At 72.1% G+C, this 19,686-nt stretch carries 16 protein-coding genes; 8 read left to right on the plus strand and 8 right to left on the minus strand.

Going from position 1 to position 19,686, the window contains the following annotated elements:
* Positions 1–43 precede the first annotated feature (43 nt).
* Entirely contained in the window at positions 44–1,156 is a 1,113-nt protein-coding gene (locus tag ACWDXC_RS12110) for an MFS transporter (RefSeq protein ID WP_449980904.1), read from the minus strand.
* Between the two features lie 430 nt (positions 1,157–1,586).
* On the opposite strand from ACWDXC_RS12110, the gene ACWDXC_RS12115 reads away from it, so the two are divergent.
* Positions 1,587–1,757 (plus strand): hypothetical protein, encoded by a 171-nt coding sequence (locus tag ACWDXC_RS12115; protein WP_219508351.1) that lies wholly within the window; start codon positions 1,587–1,589, stop codon positions 1,755–1,757.
* Here the strand turns inward: ACWDXC_RS12115 and ACWDXC_RS12120 are convergent.
* Both ACWDXC_RS12120 and ACWDXC_RS12125 read right to left on the minus strand, forming a co-directional pair.
* Positions 1,754–2,377 carry a pyridoxamine 5'-phosphate oxidase family protein gene (locus tag ACWDXC_RS12120; RefSeq protein ID WP_449980906.1) on the minus strand — a complete coding sequence of 208 codons (624 nt, stop codon included), beginning with the start codon at positions 2,375–2,377 and terminating at the stop codon, positions 1,754–1,756. The two genes, ACWDXC_RS12115 and ACWDXC_RS12120, sit on opposite strands and share 4 nt — an antisense overlap.
* 48 nt (positions 2,378–2,425) lie before the next feature.
* Complete coding sequence (locus tag ACWDXC_RS12125; RefSeq protein WP_375072024.1) at positions 2,426–3,523, minus strand: PrsW family intramembrane metalloprotease; 1,098 nt, start codon at positions 3,521–3,523, stop codon at positions 2,426–2,428.
* A 53-nt stretch (positions 3,524–3,576) separates the two neighbouring features.
* Between ACWDXC_RS12125 and ACWDXC_RS12130 the strand changes: the two genes are divergently transcribed.
* The 3 genes from ACWDXC_RS12130 (at position 3,577) to ACWDXC_RS12140 (ending at position 7,472) form a co-directional block, all read left to right on the plus strand.
* Entirely contained in the window at positions 3,577–3,972 is a 396-nt protein-coding gene (locus ACWDXC_RS12130) for an ester cyclase (RefSeq protein ID WP_449980908.1), read from the plus strand.
* 77 nt (positions 3,973–4,049) lie between these two features.
* Complete coding sequence (locus ACWDXC_RS12135) at positions 4,050–6,620, plus strand: glycosyl hydrolase family 18 protein (protein ID WP_449980910.1); 2,571 nt, start codon at positions 4,050–4,052, stop codon at positions 6,618–6,620.
* 69 nt (positions 6,621–6,689) lie between these two features.
* Entirely contained in the window at positions 6,690–7,472 is a 783-nt protein-coding gene (locus ACWDXC_RS12140) for a maleylpyruvate isomerase family mycothiol-dependent enzyme (protein ID WP_449980912.1), read from the plus strand.
* A gap of 58 nt (positions 7,473–7,530) precedes the next feature.
* On the opposite strand, the gene ACWDXC_RS12145 is transcribed toward ACWDXC_RS12140, so the two are convergent.
* The 4 genes from ACWDXC_RS12145 to ACWDXC_RS12160 all read right to left on the minus strand — a co-directional run bounded on the left by ACWDXC_RS12145 (position 7,531) and on the right by ACWDXC_RS12160 (position 12,045).
* Positions 7,531–10,344 (minus strand): vitamin B12-dependent ribonucleotide reductase, encoded by a 2,814-nt coding sequence (locus tag ACWDXC_RS12145; protein WP_449980914.1) that lies wholly within the window; start codon positions 10,342–10,344, stop codon positions 7,531–7,533.
* Positions 10,341–10,796, minus strand: a complete 456-nt coding sequence (gene nrdR / locus ACWDXC_RS12150) for a transcriptional regulator NrdR (RefSeq protein WP_219508337.1) — start codon at positions 10,794–10,796, stop codon at positions 10,341–10,343. The genes ACWDXC_RS12145 and nrdR overlap by 4 nt, the downstream gene beginning before the upstream one ends.
* Before the next feature lie 365 nt (positions 10,797–11,161).
* Positions 11,162–11,458 (minus strand): LysM peptidoglycan-binding domain-containing protein, encoded by a 297-nt coding sequence (locus ACWDXC_RS12155; protein WP_246645630.1) that lies wholly within the window; start codon positions 11,456–11,458, stop codon positions 11,162–11,164.
* A 359-nt stretch (positions 11,459–11,817) separates the two neighbouring features.
* Entirely contained in the window at positions 11,818–12,045 is a 228-nt protein-coding gene (locus tag ACWDXC_RS12160) for a hypothetical protein (protein WP_449980917.1), read from the minus strand.
* 665 nt (positions 12,046–12,710) lie between these two features.
* Between ACWDXC_RS12160 and lexA the strand changes: the two genes are divergently transcribed.
* From lexA to ACWDXC_RS12180, 4 genes are all read left to right on the plus strand, one after another.
* Positions 12,711–13,418: a transcriptional repressor LexA gene (gene lexA / locus ACWDXC_RS12165; protein ID WP_364181097.1), complete on the plus strand. Its 708-nt coding sequence runs from the start codon at positions 12,711–12,713 to the stop codon at positions 13,416–13,418.
* 518 nt (positions 13,419–13,936) lie between these two features.
* On the plus strand, positions 13,937–14,323 hold the full coding sequence (locus tag ACWDXC_RS12170; RefSeq protein WP_449980919.1) for a DoxX family protein: 387 nt from the start codon (positions 13,937–13,939) through the stop codon (positions 14,321–14,323).
* A gap of 246 nt (positions 14,324–14,569) precedes the next feature.
* Complete coding sequence (locus ACWDXC_RS12175) at positions 14,570–15,682, plus strand: MalY/PatB family protein (protein ID WP_449980921.1); 1,113 nt, start codon at positions 14,570–14,572, stop codon at positions 15,680–15,682.
* A gap of 40 nt (positions 15,683–15,722) precedes the next feature.
* Positions 15,723–16,400: an NPCBM/NEW2 domain-containing protein gene (locus ACWDXC_RS12180; RefSeq protein ID WP_364181088.1), complete on the plus strand. Its 678-nt coding sequence runs from the start codon at positions 15,723–15,725 to the stop codon at positions 16,398–16,400.
* Positions 16,401–16,472: 72 nt separating this feature from the next.
* On the opposite strand, the gene ACWDXC_RS12185 is transcribed toward ACWDXC_RS12180, so the two are convergent.
* The gene (locus ACWDXC_RS12185) at positions 16,473–19,628 is read right to left on the minus strand and encodes a S41 family peptidase (protein WP_449980924.1); all 3,156 of its coding nucleotides are present in this window, start codon (positions 19,626–19,628) and stop codon (positions 16,473–16,475) included.
* Between the last annotated feature and the right edge of the window lie 58 nt (positions 19,629–19,686).

Consider the following 19,686-nt stretch of genomic DNA (forward strand, 5'->3'; position numbering starts at 1 on the left):
TGGGATTCCGCGCTCAAGGGTTTCCTCTCCCCGATGCGGCGCCCTATTCAGGACCCCGGGAAGCGACGGCCAGGACGACCAGCGGCAACGCCAGCAGCCCGATGGCCGCGAGCGCGGCGGGCAGGCCGAGCCAGGCGGCGAGCGCGGCCATGAGCAGCGGGCTGACCACGAAGCCGGTGTAGGAGATGGCCGACAGGGCGGAGACCTGCGTGCCGGTGGGGTCGCCGGCGGCGGCGCGGCTGAGCATGGCGGGCACCACCGGGCCCAGCGCCAGCCCGGTCAGCGCGAACCCCGCCAGCGACAGGGCGGGCGTCCCGGCCAGGCCCGCCAGCGCGATGCCGCCGGCTCCGCCGAGGCCCGCCACCAGATAGAGGGCGCGCTCCGGCAGGCGCGGGAGGGCGTGCACGACGAGCCGGCCGGCGGTGAGCGCGGCCATGTAGGCGGCGGGTGCGGCGCCGGCCACCAGCGGCGAGGCGCCCTGATGAGTCTCCAGCAGCAGCGCCGACCACTGCTCGACGGCGTTCTCGACGGCGAGCACCCCGGCCGCGAGCACGCCGAGCACGACCGCCGCCGTCCAGCGCCGCCGGTGCCCGTCGCCACCGGAGGGAGCCGGGCCGCGGCCGGGCGGCAGGGCGAGCGCCGTCGCCGCCGCGGCCAGCATGATCGCGGCGGCGGTCACCAGCACCGCCGTCGTCCCGGCGCCGAGGTCGCGGGCCAGGCCGGTGGCGGGCGCGGCGACGATGACCGCGACCGGGAAGGCGGCGTGCACCGGCTGGAAGAGCCCGCGCCCGCTCTCGCGCTCGGCCCGGCCGGTGGCCAGGTTGAGCGCGATGTCCAGCGCGCCGCTCGTCGCGCCGACCGCGAGCAGCGCCGCCGCGAGCTGGGCGGGCGTGTCGACCCGGCCGACGGCCAGCACACTCAGCGCGAACAGGGCCGAGCACAGCGCCAGCGCGCCCCGCTCACGCCCCCGGGCCAGCCGCCCGGCCAGCGCCATCGCCGGGATCGCGCCCACCGGCGTGGCCGCCAGCGCCAGCCCGAGACCGGCCGTGGACGTGCCGAGGTGCTCCTTGACCGCGGGCAGCAGCGCCGACCAGGACCCCCAGAAGACGCCCCAGGCCGCGCACACGGCGACGAGCGGCGGGAGCGGATTTCTCATCCCCTGGATTGTCACATCCGGCCGCCCCGGAACGGTCATTGCGCATGAACCCGCCCGATTCCGGAGGTGTGCGCTGACCCAGCGGCCGTCGCCGCCCGCGCGACGCCCGGCAGCCCCTAGAAAGGGGCGCGGACCCGCAAATGCCTTGAGCGGCCCCGCAAGCGGGCGCTAGGTTGTCGGCAACCACCCGTCAAGCGGCACGGCGCACACTCGCGCTGTGACCACCGGGGAAGGGGCCGACGATGCGACGAGTGCGGATCAGCAAGCCGGCGAGCAGCCGGCGCCCGGACCAGAACACGGACCAGAACACGGACGCCGACCTGCGGACGCCGTCAGGCCGCCGACTTCCCTACTGACACACCGCTTACACCCGTCTTACAGAGGTATCTGTAGATAACATAGGTAACAAGAACATCACGGGGGGCTCACGTTGAAGAGGCTAGTGGCAGTGCCGCCGCGCGTCGCCAGGCACAAGATCCGCGACATCGGCTCGGCAGGCCGCCGCCATGTCCAGGGACGCGATCCCAAGGTCGTCGACCTGCGCGCCTACACGGGCCGCAACGTGATCCGCTTCCCCGGCGGCCCGGCTCCGGCCGCCTAGCCGTAGAGCTTCTTGGTGTAGGAGGCCTCCGCGTAGTAGGACTCCAGCTCGGCCAGCGACTCCTGCGTCACCTGCACCTCCTTGACGAGGGCGGCGTGGGAGGGCAGCGGGTCGGGCCCCCACTGCTCGGGCTTCCACAGGGCGCTGCGCATGAGCGCCTTGGCGCAGTGGAAGAAGATCTGCTCGATCTCCACGACGAGCGCCAGCATCGGCCGGTGTCCCTTGACGATCATCTCGTCGAAGAACGGCGCCTCGCGGATCAGCCGGGCCCGGCCGTTGACGCGCAGGGTCTCGTTGCGGCCCGGCAGGAAGAAGATCAGCCCGGCGTGCGGGTTGGACAGGATGTTGCGGAACCCGTCGGCCCTGCGGTTGCCGGGGCGATCGGGGATGGCGATCGTGCTGTCGTCGATCACGTACGTGAATCCGGCGGGGTCGCCCTTGGGCGAGACGTCGCAGTTGCCGTCGGCGTCGGAGGTGGCGATCAGGCAGAACGGTGAGGCCGCCAGCCACTGGCGGTCACGTTCGTGCAGGCGGGTGCGCTCCTTGGTGGCCGCCCGCGGCATCACCTCGCCCAGCAGCTCGCGCAGCTCGTCCTCGGACCGGATCTCCGCCCAGCTCATCTGTTCTCCCTTCGGGGGCCGGCGACCATTGTCGCAGGGCCCCTCACATCACCAGCGGCGGGCCGCCGCCATCGCGTTGAGCAGCGGGTCGCGCTCGGCGGCGAACCGGTCGGGCGGCAGGTGCTCCCGTTCGGCGCGCAGGTGGAGCATGACGAGCTCGGTGGCCGCCTGCTGGTAGTCGCTCATCGCGCGGCCCAGCCCGGCGGCCCTGGCCTGGCGGCGGGCGGTCCGGCGGGCGGGGATGCTGGTCAGCATGCGGATGTCGGCGTCGGTGACCAGCCCGGTCCGCTCGTAGCCGGGCAGGTAGGCGCCCATCCGGGCGACCAGGTGGCGGCGCTCGCGCGCGGTGATCCCGATCAGCGCGACGAGCGCCACCATGATCACCAGGTACGCGCCGCCGAGCCAGGCGAGTGAGCCCGTGACGGCCGCGCCGTTCCAGAGCCCGTGCAGGAAGACCGCGCCGAGGTAGCCGAGCGGGATCGCGGCGTAGCGGGCGGCGTTGCGCCGGGTCAGCGCGTACGCGACCCCGACCCCGATGAGCGAGGTGTAGATGGGGTGCCCGAGGGGGTCGATCAGCCCGCGGATCACGAAGAGCTGCAGGGCCGCGCCGACGCCCTCCTCGCCGAACGCCGTCAGGTAGTAGCCGACGTTCTCCACGGCGGCGAACCCGAGTCCGGCCATGGACGCGTACACGATGCCGTCGGTCAGCCCGTCGATCTCCCGGCGGCGGCGCAGGAGCAGCACCAGCGCCGCGCCCTTGAGCGCCTCCTCGATCACCGGCGCGAGGAAGACGGCGCCCATCGCGTCGACGGTCTGCGTGCCGTAGCCGGCGCGGGCGAACAGCGCCTGCCCGGCCACGGTGAGCGCGATCGCGATCACCACGGCCACGCCGGCGCCCCAGGCGAAGGCGAAGGCCAGGTGGAGCTTGGGCTCGGGCTCCAGCCGGTCGAGGGAGAGCACGGCCGCCAGCAGCACGGGCAGCGGCGCCACGGCCAGCACGGCCGACAGCCCGAACCCGGCGGGACCGCCGGCCACCAGCAGCACCACGAGCACGCCGAGCGCCAGCAGGCTGGAGATCACCAGGGCGATGATCAAAGCTTTGCTGGGACGCTGGGCGAGCATGACGGAGCGTGTCGGAACGGTCATGCACCCACTATGGCGGGCCCGGTTGCCGTTCACTTGCGGGGTAGTGAGTGGTCATGAGGATGTTGTACGAGCGTTGGCTGCTGGAGATGTGGAACGGCGATTTCGAGCTCGCCCACGAGCTGGTCACCCCGGACTTCGCCGGGCACTGGCCTGGTCGGGAGGTGCGCGGCCCGGCGGAGCTGGTGGAGGTGCTGCGACAGGGGCACGAGCCGTTCGGCGACGTGTCCGTCACGCTCGACGTGGGGCCGGTGGTGGACGGCGACCTGGTGGCGGCCAGGTGGACGTTCGCCGGCTCCTACCGGGGCGGCATGCCGGGCGCGACGGCGGCGCCGGGCACCCGGATCGCCTTCAGCGGCCACGATCTCCTGCGGGCCGAGGGCGGCCGGTTCGCCGAATACTGGGTCATCTCCGACGTCCAGACTTTCGCCAGGCTGCTCGGCATGGGCTGACCCCTTGCCAGACGGGTCAGAGAGGCTTACGATCCGCGTAATTGTTAGGAAACTTTCCTTAAAGAAGGGTTCCGTACGTGCGCCGATTAGCCGCCCCCCTGATCGCCGTGCTCGTGATCGTCGCCCTGTGCGCTCTTCCCGCGCAGGCAGCGAGCCGCCTCGTCGCCGTCTTCTCCCTCTCCGGCACCACCGGGACGTTCGTCGTCAGCAACCCCGGCACGACCTCCGTCACCGGCTGGTCGATCGTCTTCGACCTGCCCGCCGGGGTCACCGCGAGCAGCCCCCAGAACGCCACCCTCCGCCAGACCGGCACGAAGGTGACGCTCACCCCCGCCTACTACATCAACACCATCCAGCCGGGCCGCAACACCGAGCCGTTCAGCCCCAAGTTCTCGCTGAGCGCGGCCGCCCAGCCCGCCAACTGCACGATCAACCGGGCCAACTGCGACGGCACCGGTGAGGAACCGCCCGCCCCGCCACCGGTCAGCGCCACGTACGAGGTCACCGGCAGCTCGGCCAAGTTCGTCGTCGCCAACAACGGCACCGCCGCGCTGAACGGCTGGTCGATCGTCTTCGACCTGCCCGAGGGCGTCACCGCGAGCAACGCGCAGAACGGCTCGCTCAGCCAGAGCGGCCGGACGGTGACCCTCACTCCCGCCCACTACAACACCAACGTCGCGGCGGGCGGCACCACCGAGCCCTACAGCCCGGCGTTCACCGTCAGCAGGTCCGGCGCCGAGCCGACGAGCTGCCGCATCAACGACGTGAACTGCGACGGCACCCCCGACGCGCCGCCCGGCGCGCCCGGCAACCTGCGCTCCCCGGTCAAGACGACCAAGACCGTCTCCCTGGCCTGGGACGCCGCCACCCCCGGCAGCCTGCCGATCACCGGGTACGAGGTCTACAACGGCACGGAGCGGGCCACCACGGTCACCGGCACCACCGCGACCGTCACCGGCCTGACCCCCAACACCTCCTACACGTTCACCGTCAAGGCCAAGGACCGCAAGGGCACGCTCTCGCCGGCCTCCTCGCCGGTGACCGTGCGGACCAACAACCCGGCGGACGACACCCAGGCGCCCACCGCCCCGGGCAACCTCCGCAGCACCGGCAAGACCTCCTCCAGCGTCACGCTCGCCTGGAACGCCGCCACGGACAACTCCGGCGTGGCCAGCTACGAGGTCTACACCGGCACCACCCTGGCGACCACCGTCACCGGGACCACCGCGACGGTCTCCGGGCTGTCGCCGTCCACCAAGTACACGTTCACGGTCAAGGCCAGGGACCTGTACGACAACATGTCGCCGGCCAGCGCCGCCGTCGAGGTGACCACCGCGGACATCGTCGAGAACGGGCACGCCCGCGTCGGCTACTTCGTCCAGTGGGGCATCTACGGCCGCCAGTACTTCGTGCGCAACCTCGACACGAGCGGGGCCGCGGCCAAGCTCACCCACATCAACTACGCCTTCGCCAACATCGACCCGGTCAACCTGACCTGTCTGCAGGGCGTCACCAAGGGCACCACGCAGAACCCGCAGGACCCCAACCAGGGTGACGGCGCCGGTGACGCCGAGGCCGACTACGGCAGGCCGTTCAGCTCCGCGCAGTCGGTGGACGGGGTGGCCGACACCGGCTGGGAGAAGCTGCGCGGCAACTTCAACCAGCTCAAGAAGCTCAAGGCCAAGCACCCGCACCTGAAGGTGCTCATCTCGCTGGGCGGGTGGACGTACTCGAAGTACTTCTCCGACGTCGCGGCCACGGACGCGGCGCGCAAGAAGTTCGTCTCCTCCTGCATCGACATCTACATCAAGGGCAACCTGCCCGTGTACAACGCGGCGGGCGGACCGGGGACCGGGGCCGGCATCTTCGACGGCATCGACCTCGACTGGGAGTGGCCGGGCGCCGAGGGGCACCCGGGCAACCACATCAGCCCGCAGGACAAGGAGAACAACACGCTGCTGATCGCCGAATTCAGGCGGCAGCTCGACGCGCTCACCCAGACCACGGGCAAGCGTTACGACCTGACGGCCTTCACCCCGGCGGACCCGGTCAAGATCGAGGCCGGCTGGGACCTCCCCGAAGTCGCGAAATATCTGGACATCTTCAATGTCCAGGGCTACGACTTCCACGGGGCCGGCAGCGACAACTCCTGGGAGCCGAACCGGACCGGCCACCAGGGCAACCTCTACCTCGACGCCGACAGCCCGTACAACCCGGACTTCAGCGTGGAGAAGGCCGTCGACGTCTACCTGGACGCGGGGGTCAACCCGAGGAAGATCACCATCGGGCTCGCCTACTACGGCCGCGGCTGGCAGCAGGTCGCCGACGGCGGCAAGTTCGGCGAGTGGCAGTCGGCCGTCGGGGCCGCTCCCGGCCAGTTCCAGGAGGAGGCCGGCACCCGCGGCTACAGCAACCTGATCGCCTCGGTGCCCGGCTGCACGGTCAGGCATGACGAGGCCGCGGTCGCCACCTACTGCTACACCGGCAACAACGGGCAGTGGTGGAGCTTCGACGACGTCTGGTCGATCCAGAAGAAGACCGCCTGGCTCAAGAGCAAGGGCCTGCTCGGCGCGATGGTGTGGGAGATGTCGGGCGACACCGCCTCCGGCACCCTCACCAACGCGCTGGACGCCGGCCTGCGCCAGTAGAAGCGTGCCGGTGGCGGGTGAATTCCGGGCACCCGCCACCGGCCGTCCGCACGTGCGAGAGTCGGAGGCATGGACCACCTCGCGCACTTCCGCAAGGAGACCACCGCCTTCGCCGCCGCCGCCCGCTCAGCCGGTGCCGCCCTGGTGCGGACCTGCCCCGGCTGGGCGGTGGCCGACCTCGTCTGGCACCTGGGCGGCGTGCACCGCCACGTCGCCCACCTGATCGCGAACCGGCTCACCGAGCCGCCGGCCTCGCCCGGCCCGGCCGTCCTCGCCCTGCCCGCCGACACCACCGGCTGGCCCCGGCCCGGCCACACCCCCACGACCGGCCCGCTGCCGGACAGCCTGGTCACCTGGTTCGCCGAGGGCGCCGCCGCCCTGGCCGGGCAGTTCGCGAGCGCCGGGCCCGGCACCCGGGTGTGGACGTGGTCGGAGGACCAGAGCGTCGGCTTCTGGATCCGCATGCAGGCCATCGAGGCCGCCGTCCACCGCTGGGACGCCGAGGACGCCGCCGCCCCCGCCGCCGCCCGGCCCGTGGACGGCTCGCTGGCGGCCGACGCGATCGGCCAAACCTTCGAGGTCATGGCCCCGCTGCGCCGGGCGATGGCGCAGGCCCCGCCGGGCGCGGGCGAGACGTACGCCTTCCGCCGCGGCGACGGGCCCGGCACGTGGACGGTCCGCTTCGACGGCGACGACGTACGCCTCACCGAGGGGCCCGCCGACGTGGAGCTCACCGGCACGGCCTCGGACCTGATGCTCTGGCTGTGGCAGCGCGTCAGCGCCGACCGGCTCGCGGTGCGCGGCGACCGGGCCCTGCTCGATCGCTACTTCACCCTCGTCCCGCCGCTCTGATCAGCCGCTCCGGCACAGGCCGGGGGCCCGGGCGCGCCGCCCGGACCCCCGGGTGCCGTCAGCTGCAGCCGCTGGTGGAGCCGCAGCCCTCGCAGACGTAGCAGCTGCCCGCCGGGCGCATCTTGGTGCCGCACGTCATGCAGAGCGGCGCGTCGGCCGTGAAGCGCTGGTGGCTCTCCAGCGTCAGCTCCTTGGACGGCTCCGGCTTCGGCTTCTCCTCGATGGGCGCCGACTGGGCCAGCGCCTCGCGGTCGACCGTCTCCTGCAGCGCCGCCGGGTCCTCGCCGCGCTGCTGCGCCGCCCGCTCGGCCGCCGAGAAGATGCCCAGCGCCGCCCGCTCCTCGTAGGGCAGGTGGTCGAGCGCCAGGCGGCGGAAGATGTAGTCCATCACCGACGTGGCCATCCGGATGTCCGGGTCGTCCGTCATACCCGCCGGCTCGAACCGCATGTTGACGAACTTGCTCATGTACGTCTCCAGCGGCACCCCGTACTGGAGACCGATGGAGATCGCCACCGAGAAGGCGTCCATGACGCCCGCCAGCGTGGAGCCCTGCTTGGACATCTTGAGGAAGACCTCGCCCAGCCCGTCGTCCGGGTAGGACGAAGCGGTCATGTAGCCCTTGGCGCCGCCGACCGTGAAGCGGGTCGTGGTGCTCGGCCGCTGGTTGGGCATGCGGCGCCGGGTCGGCCGGTTGACCTCGATGACCTTGACCTCGGGCTCGGCGTCCGGCTTGGCCTCGTCCTTCTTGGTGCCGCCGGCCGACAGCGGCTGGCCGACCTTGCAGTTGTCGCGGTAGACGGCCAGGGCCTTGAGGCCGAGCCGCCAGCCCTCCATGTAGACCTGCTCGATGTCGTCGATCGAGGCCGACTCGGGCAGGTTGACGGTCTTGGAGATGGCGCCCGACAGGAACGGCTGCGTGGCGGCCATCATCCGCACGTGGCCCATGGGCGCGATCGCCCGCTCGCCCATCGCGCAGTCGAACACCTCGTAGTGCTCGTGCCGCAGGCCAGGGGCGTCGACGACGTGACCGTGCTCGGCGATGTACTCGACGATGGCCTCGATCTGCTCCTGCTGGTAGCCGAGCTGCCGCAGCGCGCGCGGGATCGTCTGGTTGACGATCTGCATGGAGCCGCCGCCGACCAGCTTCTTGAACTTGACCAGCGCCAGGTCCGGCTCGATGCCGGTGGTGTCGCAGTCCATCATCAGGCCGATGGTGCCCGTCGGGGCCAGCAGGCTGGCCTGGGCGTTGCGGTAGCCGTTCTTCTCGCCGACCTTGAGGCACTCCGACCACTGGCGGGTCGCCTCGGCGTGGATCTTGGCGTCCATCGAGCCGATCGTGCGCAGCCCGTCGTTGGCGGAGGCGTGCTTGCGCATCACGCGCTTGTGCGGCTCGGCGTTGCGGGCGTAGCCGTCGTACGCGCCCACGACCCCGGCCAGCTCGGCGCTGCGGCGGTAGGACACGCCGGTCATCAGCGACGTGATCGCCCCGGCCACCGCCCGGCCGCCGTCGGAGTCGTACGCGTGGCCGGTCGCCATCAGCAGCGCGCCCAGGTTGGCGTAGCCGATGCCGAGCTGGCGGTAGGCGCGGGTGGTCTCGCCGATCTTCTCCGTCGGGAAGTCGGCGAAGCAGATCGAGATGTCCATCGCGGTGATGATCAGCTCGGTCAGCTTGACGAAGTTCGCGACGTCGAAGGAGTTGTCGTCCTTCAGGAACTTCAGCAGGTTGATGCTGGCCAGGTTGCAGGAGGAGTTGTCCAGGTGGACGTACTCGCTGCACGGGTTGGAGGCGGTGATGCGACCGGTCTCGGGGGTGGTGTGCCAGTCGTTGATCGTGTCGTCGTACTGCACGCCCGGGTCGGCGCACTCCCACGCGGCCTTGGCCATCTTGCGGAACAGGTCGCGGGCGTCGACGGTCTCGATCACCTCGCCGCTGAGGCGGGCGCGCAGGCCGAACTCGCCGCCCTTCTCCACCGCGCGCATGAACTCGTCGGAGACGCGCACCGAGTTGTTGGCGTTCTGGTACTGGACGGAGACGATGTCCTTGCCGCCCAGGTCCATGTCGAACCCGGCGTCGCGCAGCGCGCGGACCTTGTCCTCCTCGCGCGCCTTGGTCTCGATGAACTCCTCGATGTCGGGGTGGTCCACGTCGAGCACGACCATCTTGGCGGCCCGGCGGGTGGCGCCGCCGGACTTGATCGTGCCGGCGCTCGCGTCGGCTCCGCGCATGAACGACACGGGGCCGCTGGCGGTGCCGCCGCTGGAGAGCAGCTCCTTGGACGAGCGGATGCGCGACAGGTTGACGCCCGATCCGGAACCGCCCTTGAAGATCACGCCCTCTTCCTTGTACCACTCCAGGATCGACTCCATCTGGTCGTCCACGGAGAGGATGAAGCACGCCGACACCTGCTGCGGCGACTGGGTGCCCACGTTGAACCAGACCGGCGAGTTGAAGGCGAACACCTGGTGGATCAGGGCGTGCTTCAGCTCGTGGTCGAAGATCTCGGCGTCCTCGTCGGTGGCGAAGTAGCCGTGCTCGACGCCCGTGCGCGTGTAGACGCCCACGACGCGGTCCACGAGCTGGCGCAGGCTGAACTCGCGCTGCGGGGTGCCGACGGCGCCGCGGAAGTACTTGGTCGTCACGATGTTGGCGGCGTTGACCGACCAGAACTCGGGGAACTCGACCCCCCGCTGCTCGAAGTTGACCGAGCCGTCGCGCCAGTTGGTCATGACGACGTCACGGCGCTCCCACGTCACGTCGTCGTACGGATGCACGCCGGGCTTGGTGAAGATCCGCTTCATCTTCAGGCCCTTGCGCGGGCGCTTTCCACCGTTTCCTCCGCGCGCGACTGAACCGCTGGCCGTCTCCGTCATGACTCCCCCTTCTCCGCCTTCAACTGAGAGATCTCGGCTTCGAAGTCCGCCAGGCTTTCGAAACCGCGATATACCGATGCGAAACGCAAATAGGCCACCTCGTCGAGCGCGCGCAGCGGGCCGAGGATCGCCAGCCCCACCTCGTTGGAGGGGATCTCCGCCGCGCCCTTCGCGCGGATGGCCTCCTCCACGCTCTGGCCGAGCTGGGCCAGCGAGTCCTCGCTCACCGGCCTGCCCTGGCAGGCCCGCCGCACGCCCGCGACGACCTTGTCCCTGGAGAAGGGCTCGGTCACCCCGCTGCGTTTGCTCACCATGAGGAGTACGGTCTCCTGGGTGGTGAAGCGTCGCCCGCAGTCGGGGCACGTGCGACGGCGTCTGATCGCCGCGCCGTCCTCCGTGGAGCGGCTGTCGATGACCCTCGTGTCGGGGTGGCGACAGAACGGACAATGCACGCGCGTACGCCTCCTCGGACCCCGGGTCACCACATGCGCCGAACCCGCGCCCCGGTACGCTCGCGCACACTCCACGGCTGTCCGTGGAGCGGTCGCGTAAACACAAGGTGTGGTGAACTACATCGGTGTAACTACTAGATGTTGTGGTCCAACCGTAGAAGCGCGCGACCATGAACGCAAGTTGAGCGACCCCCCGCCGCGGAAGTCGCTGATCAGGCGCGGCACTGCCGCCCTCCCCGGGCGTGTCGCCCCCGGCGGTGTCACATCCGTCACCGCAGCGGTCCCCTGTCACGCCGTTTGCGCCCCCGCTCGCGCGTGAACCAGCGTCACACCGCTTCCCCCGTGTGACGCCCTCGCCCCTCAGTTCACGGCGACGCCGGCACGTACAACTTGGTGCCCGTACGGATGAGCGAATCGGGCAACCCGTTGAGCCGCCGGATCTCCGCCACGATCGCCATCGGGTCCTCGCCCTCCCCGGCCATGGCATCGGCGATCGTCCAGATCGTGTCGCCGCGCTGCACCTCGATCCACGGCGCGCCGACCTGGGCCGGGGTCGCGGGCTCGGCCTCCGCCATGCTCGCCGCCCGCGTCCCCAGCCAGAACCCGGCCAGCGACAGCAGCGCCACCCCCATCACCAGCACCGCCCTCCCCCGCCGCGTCAACCGCACCGGCACCCTCTGCCCCTGCCGCGTCGCCTCGCCTCCAGGCCGCACCGCTTTGCCTCCCCGCCGTGCCGCCTTGCCTCCCTGTCGCGCTGAAGCCTTGTCCCCGCACTGCGCCGGAGCCTTGAGTCCCCGCCGCGCCGGAGCCTCGCCTCCCCACCACGCCGAAGCCTTGCCCGCTCGCCTCACCTGCGCCCTGCGCCCTCGCCGCCCCGGAGCCGCGTCCCCCTGCCGCCCCGGCACGCTCTTCTCCCCGGAGCGCCACGCCGCCCCGTCCGCCGAGCGTCGCGCGGCACCCTTGCCCGAGCCCTGCACGAGCACCATGCCCGGCCGCCCCGGGGACGCCGCACCGTCCGACTTCACGAGCCGCACCGGTGCACCACCGCGCCGCCGAGCCGCCCGTACGCCTCCTCGAACCCTTCGACCCTCTCGACCCGTACGGTCCATCCCGTCGGCCCCCACCTCGGCCCGGGGCGGCGGCACCAGCCACAACCGAGGCCGCTCCCCAGCACCCCCGCCCGGACGCCCACCCGCACGCTCGCCCACGCCCGGCCCGCCCGCACCACGACCCGCCGCACCGGGGTCATCCGCGCCCCGTCCCGCCACGCCCGGCCCGCCCGCGCCACGTCCCGCCGCGCCGGGGTCGCCTACGCCACGCCCCCGCGCTTGCCCACGCTCCCCCATGCCACGACCCCCTGCCGATCCGCGCTCCCCAGCGCCACCACCCGCGGAGCCGGTCACGCCACGGCTCCGCGAACCTCCCGCCGAACGACCGGCGCGCCGAATGCCCTCCCCGTCCCCGTATGACCGCCCAGCGCCTCCCCCGCGAGTTCTCGAACGCCCGCTCACCTTCCCCCTCGCCCGCCCCCCGGCCTCCCCGCCCCCCGCCGCCGCGTCGCCGCCCCCGGATTCCCCGTGCGCCCGGGCGGGGCGTCTGTCCTGGGTGGCGTCGGCGATGAGGGTGAGATGATTGACGTCGTCGCTGGTCGCGTCTGTGATTGTGGTCGTTCGCACGATTGACCTCCCGCCGTCGCGGCCCGCGAAACGGGCCACATAAAGATCGGCATATCGAACACGATGTCGATCGAACTCCCGTACGATGTTGTACACCACGCCGCGACCGATTTCGAGGAAGACTCGAACAATTGTTTGAAGATGATCTTCAAGAGCGATACGGTCGCTGTGTGCGACATCAAGACCACGGACCGGGAGGGGTGCCGGTAAGGCGGCCCGCCGGGCGAGGAGGCAGAGCATGAGCGAGCGGGACGACGCAAACGGGGTCACCGACCTCGCGGTGCGCCGACGTGACTCCCTGGGGCTGACCCCGAGGCAGCGCAAGATCCTTGAGGTGATCCGCGACTCGGTGCAGCAGCGCGGCTATCCGCCGTCCATGCGCGAGATCGGCGAAGCCGTGCAGTTGACGAGCACGTCCAGCGTGTCGCACCAGTTGACCGCCCTGCAGCGCAAGGGCTATCTGCGGCGTGACCCACACCGCCCGCGCGCGCTTGAGGTCCGCCTGCCGGGCGAGCCGGTGCTCTGGGTCGACCCCGACGCCTCCAACGACGAGTCGCCCGTCAGCCGGCCCACCGCCGCCTACGTCCCGCTCGTGGGCCGCATCGCCGCCGGTGGCCCGATCCTGGCCGAGGAGAGCGTCGAGGACGTCTTCGCGCTGCCCAAGCAGCTTGTCGGCGAGGGCACGCTGTTCCTCCTCCAGGTCGCCGGTGACTCGATGATCGACGCCGCCATCGCCGACGGCGACTGGGTCGTGGTCCGCCAGCAGCCGGTCGCCGAGAGCGGCGACATCGTGGCCGCCATGATCGAGGGCGAGGCCACGGTCAAGACGTTCAAGCGCAAGGACGGCCACGTCTGGCTGGTGCCGCACAACCCCAACTACGAGCCCATCCCGGGCGACGAGGCCAGTGTCCTGGGCAAGGTCGTAGCGGTCCTGCGCCGCCTCTGACCTTCGACGCCGGCCCGGGCCCCCACCCCCGTACCCGAGCCGGTCGACACGAGCCCCCTCCCGGCGTGCCCGCGGATGCCCCCTCCTGCATCCGCGGCACGCACGCTTGCCGCTGCCTCTGTACGCCCCCGGCTCACCCCTGGCCGCCACCTACCGACGACGGAGCCAGCCCCGGCCCCTGTCCCAGGCCCAGCCCCGGCCGCCCCACGGTGCCCCTGCCGCACGCTGCCCATGCCGACCCTCGGCCCTCCCTCACGCCCTCCCTGCTCGTGCCCTCCCCCCTCCGATCTGCTGGCCCGTGCTCCAGCCTGAGGTCCGGCGGGAGATGAGCGTGGTCCTCGTAATCGGGAGGGCAGCTCGCGGCTGGCTGAGCCCACCCCTGTGCGACTTCCTGGTCGGGGCGCGCTTCTCTCGTTCGGCTCGGCGGGCGTGTGTGCGGGGGTGGTGCATCTAGGTGCACCCTGGTCCGGTAGGCAGGGCGATTCCGCGTCCCACAGGGGCTTCGTAGCGTCGGTTGCATGGACAAGAGCAAGGTGGGCGGGTTCGCTCTGTGGGTGCTGCAGGTGGTCGCGGCGGGCTGGTTCGTGATGGGGGCGTTGGCGAAGTTCGCCGGGGCGGAGCCTGCGGCGTCGACGTTCGAGGCGATCGGCTGGGGGGACTGGTTCCGGCAGCTGGTCGGGGTGCTGGAGGTGGCGGGGGCCGTTGCGCTGCTGGTGCCGGCGCTGGCGGGGCTCGCGGGGCTGGCGTTCGTGGGGCTGATGGCGGGGGCCGTGGTGACGGAGGCGTTCGTGTCCGGGGGCAGTGTGGTGCTGCCGTTGGCGCTGCTCGTGGTGAGTGGTGTGATCGCGTGGGGGCGGCGGCGGAGTACGACGCGGCTGTTGCGCCGTCTTACCTCGGCGACGTGAAAGCCGTCGCGCGCCGTAGAGGCCGCTGGGCACGGTCAAGGCCGCTGGGGATGCTCAAGGCTGCTGGGGGTGGTGAAGGGCGCTGGGTGAAGCAGCCCCTGGTCCGCTGCTGGGCGAGGTGGAGGCCACTGGGCTACGGGAAGGCCGAGGCGGCCGCCCTTGGCGACGTGAGGCGCGAGGGGGCCGGTCGGCCCGAGGCGACGGACCGGCTCGGTGGACGAATCCGGATGTTTCTACACTGATCGGGTGAGCGACGCATTCGTTGGCAAGGACTTCAAGGCATCCAATGACGGACTGAAGTGGGCGAAGGCCGCCCCGGGGGTGATTCCCGCCTGGGTGGCCGACATGGACTTCCGCACGGCCCCGGCGGTGCGTGAGGCGCTGCGGCGGCGGGCGGACGGGGACCTGGGCTACCCGGTGTGGCTGGACAGCCCGCAGTGCGAGCCGCTGGCGGAGGCGTTCGCGGAGCGGATGGCCGCGCGGTTCGGCTGGGCGGCGGACGCGGGGTCGGTGCGCACGTACTCCGACCTGAACCAGGCCCTGCAGGTGCTTCTGCACGTCTGCACCGAGCGGGGTGACGCGGTGGCGCTGCACACTCCGGCCTATCACCCGTTCCTGGGCACGCTGGAGTCGATGGGCCGGCCGCTGCGGCCGGTGCCGATGGTGGCGGACGGGGGTTCGTGGCGGTTCGAGGTGCCGGATCTGGCGGGATGCCGGGTGCTGCTGCTGGTCAATCCACACAATCCGACCGGCAGGGTGTTCACCCGGACGGAGCTGGAGGAGCTGGCGGAGCACGCGGAGCGGCACGACCTGCTGGTGATCTCGGACGAGATCCACGCCGACCTGGTGTACGAGCCGCACCGGCACATCCCGTTCGCGACGATCCTGCCGAACCGTACCGTGACGCTGACGTCGGCCACGAAGGCGTTCAACCTGGGCGGGATCCGCTGCTCGGTGGCGCACGTGGGCGCGCCGGCGGCGCGTAAGGCGCTGGACGCGCAGCCGGAGTTCGTGTTCGGGTCGCCGAGCGTGTTCGGCGTGGAGGCGACGGTCGCGGCGTGGCGGCACGGCGACGCGTGGCTGGAGGAGACGCGGGCGCTGCTGGACCACAACCGGCACCTGATCGCGTCCGGCCTGCCGGAGGGCGTCGCGTACCGGGTGCCGGAGGCCACCTACCTGGCGTGGCTGGGTTACGGCCGGCCGGGGATGGCGGAGGTGCTGGAGCGGGAGGCCGGGGTGCTGCTGAGTGACGGGGCGGCGTTCGGGCCGGGCGGGGAGACGTTCGTCCGGCTGAACTTCGCGACCGGCCGGCCCGTTCTGGAGGAGATCCTGCGTAGGATCGCCTCGGTGACGATATGATCGTCATTCCTCACTCCGCGTAACCCCCAGCCGAGGATGAATGACGACAGAGCCACGCGACGACGACGACCCCGCGGTCAAAGCCGCGCGCGAGGGGCGCAACGGGCAGATCCTGGCCGCGGTGATCACCGCGTTGGCGGGCGTGGTCGTGGCCTACATGACCTACCTGGCCGGCAAGGACGAGGGGGCCAGCCAGGCGGCGCAGGTGACGCCGTCGCCGGCGGCCACGGTGACGGTCACCGCGACGGCGACCATCACGGAGCCGGCGGGCACGTCGCCGGAGCCGGGCCGGTCGGCGCTCACGGAGGGCGCCCTCCTCCTGTCGAGCCTGACCCCGACCGAGTCCGCGCCGATCAAGGGCACGCAGCGGATCGGCGGGCACACCTACCGGCACAGCCTCGGCTTCGCGACCGACTGCGGGACGAACATGGCGACGACGGTCTTCCCGCTCGGCAAGGGCTACCAGCGGTTCGAGGCCACGGTGGGGCTCGCCGAGGCCGAGGACAGTGAGCAGGCGGTGACGTTCACGGTCTTCGCCGACCGGGACGAGGACGGCCAGCCCGACTCCGACGAGGAGGTCGGCTCGGTCGCCGCCCAGCTCAAGCGGCCGGCGACGATGGACGTGACCCTCGACGGGGCCAGCGTCGTGATCCTGCGGACGGAGGCCGAGACCTGCTTCACCTCGACCGCCGTGTGGGGCGACCCTCGCGTGTCGTGAGGGCCGTCGTGCGGGGCGACCGTCGGGCGTCGTCGTGAAAGCCGCCGTACGGGCCGCCCCGCAGACCTCGGGTCAGGGCAGGGGCGGCAGGTCGGGGGCGGTGGCCGCGGGGGTCTCCTCCAGCGCGGCGAGCGCGAGCTCGACGGCCTTCTCAAGCTGCGGGTCGCGCCCGGCGACCCGGTCCTGCGGGGTGATGACGACCTCGACGTCGGGGTCGACGCCGTGGTTCTCCACCCCCCATCCGGGCCCTTCGAGCCAGAACGAGTAGCGCGGCTGCGTCACGGCGGTGCCGTCGACCAGCGAGTAGCGTGAGTCGATGCCGATCACGCCGCCCCAGGTGCGGACGCCGACGAGCGGGCCGATGGCGCGGTTCTTGATCCCGGCGCTGACGATGTCGCCGTCGGACCCGGCGTACTCGTCGGTGACGGCGACGACGGGGCCGCGCGGCGAGTCCTCGGGGTAGCGCATCGGCTGGTTGCCGCGCACCTGGATCCAGCCGGTGACCCGGCGGGACAGCTTCTCCAGCACGAGCTCGGAGACGTGCCCGCCGCCGTTCTCGCGCACGTCCACGACCAGGCCCTCGCGGGCCATCTCCGTACGCAGGTCGCGGTGGAACTGCGCCCACCCGGCGGCGACCATGTCGGGCACGTGCAGGTAGCCGAGCCGGCCGCCGGACGCCTCGCGGACGTAGGCGCGCCGGTTCTCCACCCAGTCGTGGTAGCGCAGCCGGAGCTCGTCGGCGATGGGCGTCACCACGACCTTGCGCGGCTCGCCGCCGGTGCCGGCCCGTACGGTGAGCTCGACGGGGTGGCCCGCCGTGCCCGCGAGCAGGGGCAGCGGGCCGCGCGCCGGGTCGACGGGCCGGCCGTTGACGGCGACGATCGCGTCACCGGCGCGGACGGCGACGCCGGGCGCGAGCAGCGGCGAGCGGGCGTCGTGGTCGGAGGTCTCGCCCGGCAGGATGCGGGCGACGCGCCAGGTGCCGTCGTCGTCGCGGGACAGGTCGGCGCCGAGCAGGCCCTGCCGGCGGCGCGGGTCGACGGGGGCGCCGTTGGCGATGGCGTAGGCGTGGGAGGTGCCGAGCTCGCCCTGCACCTCCCAGAGCAGGTCGACCAGCTCGGAGTGGGAGCCGATCCGCTCGACCAGCGGCTCGTAGCGGTCGAGCACGGCCTGCCAGTCGACGCCGTTCATGTCGGCGCGCCAGAAGTGGTCGCGCATGAGCCGCCCGGCCTCGCGGTAGCCCTGCCGCCATTCGGCGACGGGGTCGAGCTGGACGGAGACCCGGTCGAGGTCGATGGTGACGACGTCGTCGCCGTCGCCGGCCGGGCGGGTCTGGAGGCCGTTCTTGCCGTTGAGGACGAGGCGGGTGCCGTCGCCGCTCACTTCGAAGGCGCGGATCTCCTTGCCGAGTTCGGACTTGGCGCGCTTGGCCAGGTCGTAGCGCTCCAGGACGACCTCGCCGGTCTGCTCGGTGCCGTCGCCGAGCTGGCCGGACAGCGGGTGGCGCAGCCAGAGCAGCGCGTCCTTGGCGGTGCGCAGGTTGCTGTAGCGGGCGGCGGGGACCGGGACGGGCACGACGCGGGAGGCGAGCCCTTCGGGGTCGACCTCGGTGCGCGGCGGTGTGTCGTCCTTGTCCTTCTTCTTCTCTTCCGGCGTGGGGTGGTCGTCCTCGCCGTTGAAGCCGCGCCCCTGGAGGCTCGGGTCGAACGGGGAGGGCGTGCCCGCGCGCAGCGGCACCAGGTACGGCCGGCAGCCGGCGGGGAACGACAGGTCGAAGACGTGCGCGTCGTAGACCGGGTCGAAGGTGCGTACCGACAGGAACGCCAGGTGCTTGCCGTCCTTGGTGAAGACCGGGTCGTAGTCGGCGAAGCGGAGCGGCGTCACCTCGATGACGGAGGTGCCGTCGAGGCGGCCCATCTTGATCTGTGAGAGCGGGTTGTGGTGCGGGTGCACCCAGGCGAGCCAGGCGGAGTCGGGCGAGAACGTGAGCCCGCTGATGTCGCCGTAGCCGGTGCGGTCGAGCTCGCGCAGGTCGCCGGTCTCCAGGTCGGCGACGAGGAGCCGGCCGTCGTGGGTGGCGACGGCGGCGTGCTTGCCGTCGGGGGCGGCCTCCAGTTCGAGGACGCGGCCGAGCTCGCCGGCGGCCAGGGTGCGGATCTCGCCGCCGGGCGTGCCGATCTCCAGGCCGTCCTCGCCGGTGGCGTCGGACACCCAGATCGCGCGGCCGTCGGAGCCGAGGGCGCGCGGCAGGCGGACGCGGACGCCGGGCTCGACGCGCAGCGCGCCGGCGGGGCCGTCGCGGTGGGTGAGCCAGTGGGCGGTGCCGCGGATCTCGACGGCGCTCGCGCGTCCGGACGTGTCGGGCGAGAAGCCGCCGACGCGGGCGGGGGCGGGCCGCCGGGCGCGGGCCGGTCGGGGGCCGCCGAGGCGGATGTCGAGCGGGTACGGCTCGGCGTCCAGGCTTTCCAGCAGCCACAGGTCGCCGGCGTGGGAATAGACGACGCGCTCGCCGTCGGTGGCGGCGTGGCGCGCGTAGAACGCGTCGTGTGAGCTGTGGCGGCGCAGGTCGGAGCCGTCGGGCAGGGCGGAGTAGAGGTTGCCGGTGCCGTCGGTGTCGGCGAGGAAGGCGATGCGGTCGCCGATCCACATGGCGGCCCAGTGCTGGGCGGCGCTGTCGGCGAACAGCCGGGCGAACTCGCCCGTGCCGTCGGCGTCGATCCAGATCTTGCCCGCCGTGCCGCCCCGGTAGCGCTTCCAGGCGGACGGCTCGCGCCACATGGGCGACACGGTGACCACGCGATCGCCGCTGGTGGACAGGTCGCTCACCCAGCCGTACGGCAGGCGGGTGGCGGGGCCGCCGTCGAGCGGGATCTCGTACGCCCACGTCCTGTTGCGCCCGCCCTGGCCGGTGGCGCTGATCGCGCGGGGCCTGCCGTCGTCGCTCCAGCCGCGCGCCTGGGTGGTGGCGGAGCCCCAGTGGGTGAGCCGCTCGCCCTCGCCGCCGTCGAGCTCGGCCGCGAACACCTCGGGGGCGCCTTCGCGGGTGCTGGTCCAGGCGATGCGGCTGCCGTCGGGGGAGAAACGCGGGGCCGAGACGGGGGTCCGGTCGGCGGTGAACCGCCAGGCCCGGCCGCCGGTCACGGGGGCGAGCCAGACATCGTCGTCGGCGACGAAGGTGACGAGGTCACCGTTTAGGTGCGGGAATCTCAGGTAAGCGCCAGTTGTCACAGCTGAACACTAATGCGCAGCCCATCGAACCGTAGAGGATAATTTCCGCGCTCAGCGG

The sequence above is a fragment of the Nonomuraea sp. NPDC003214 genome, from assembly GCF_053590035.1.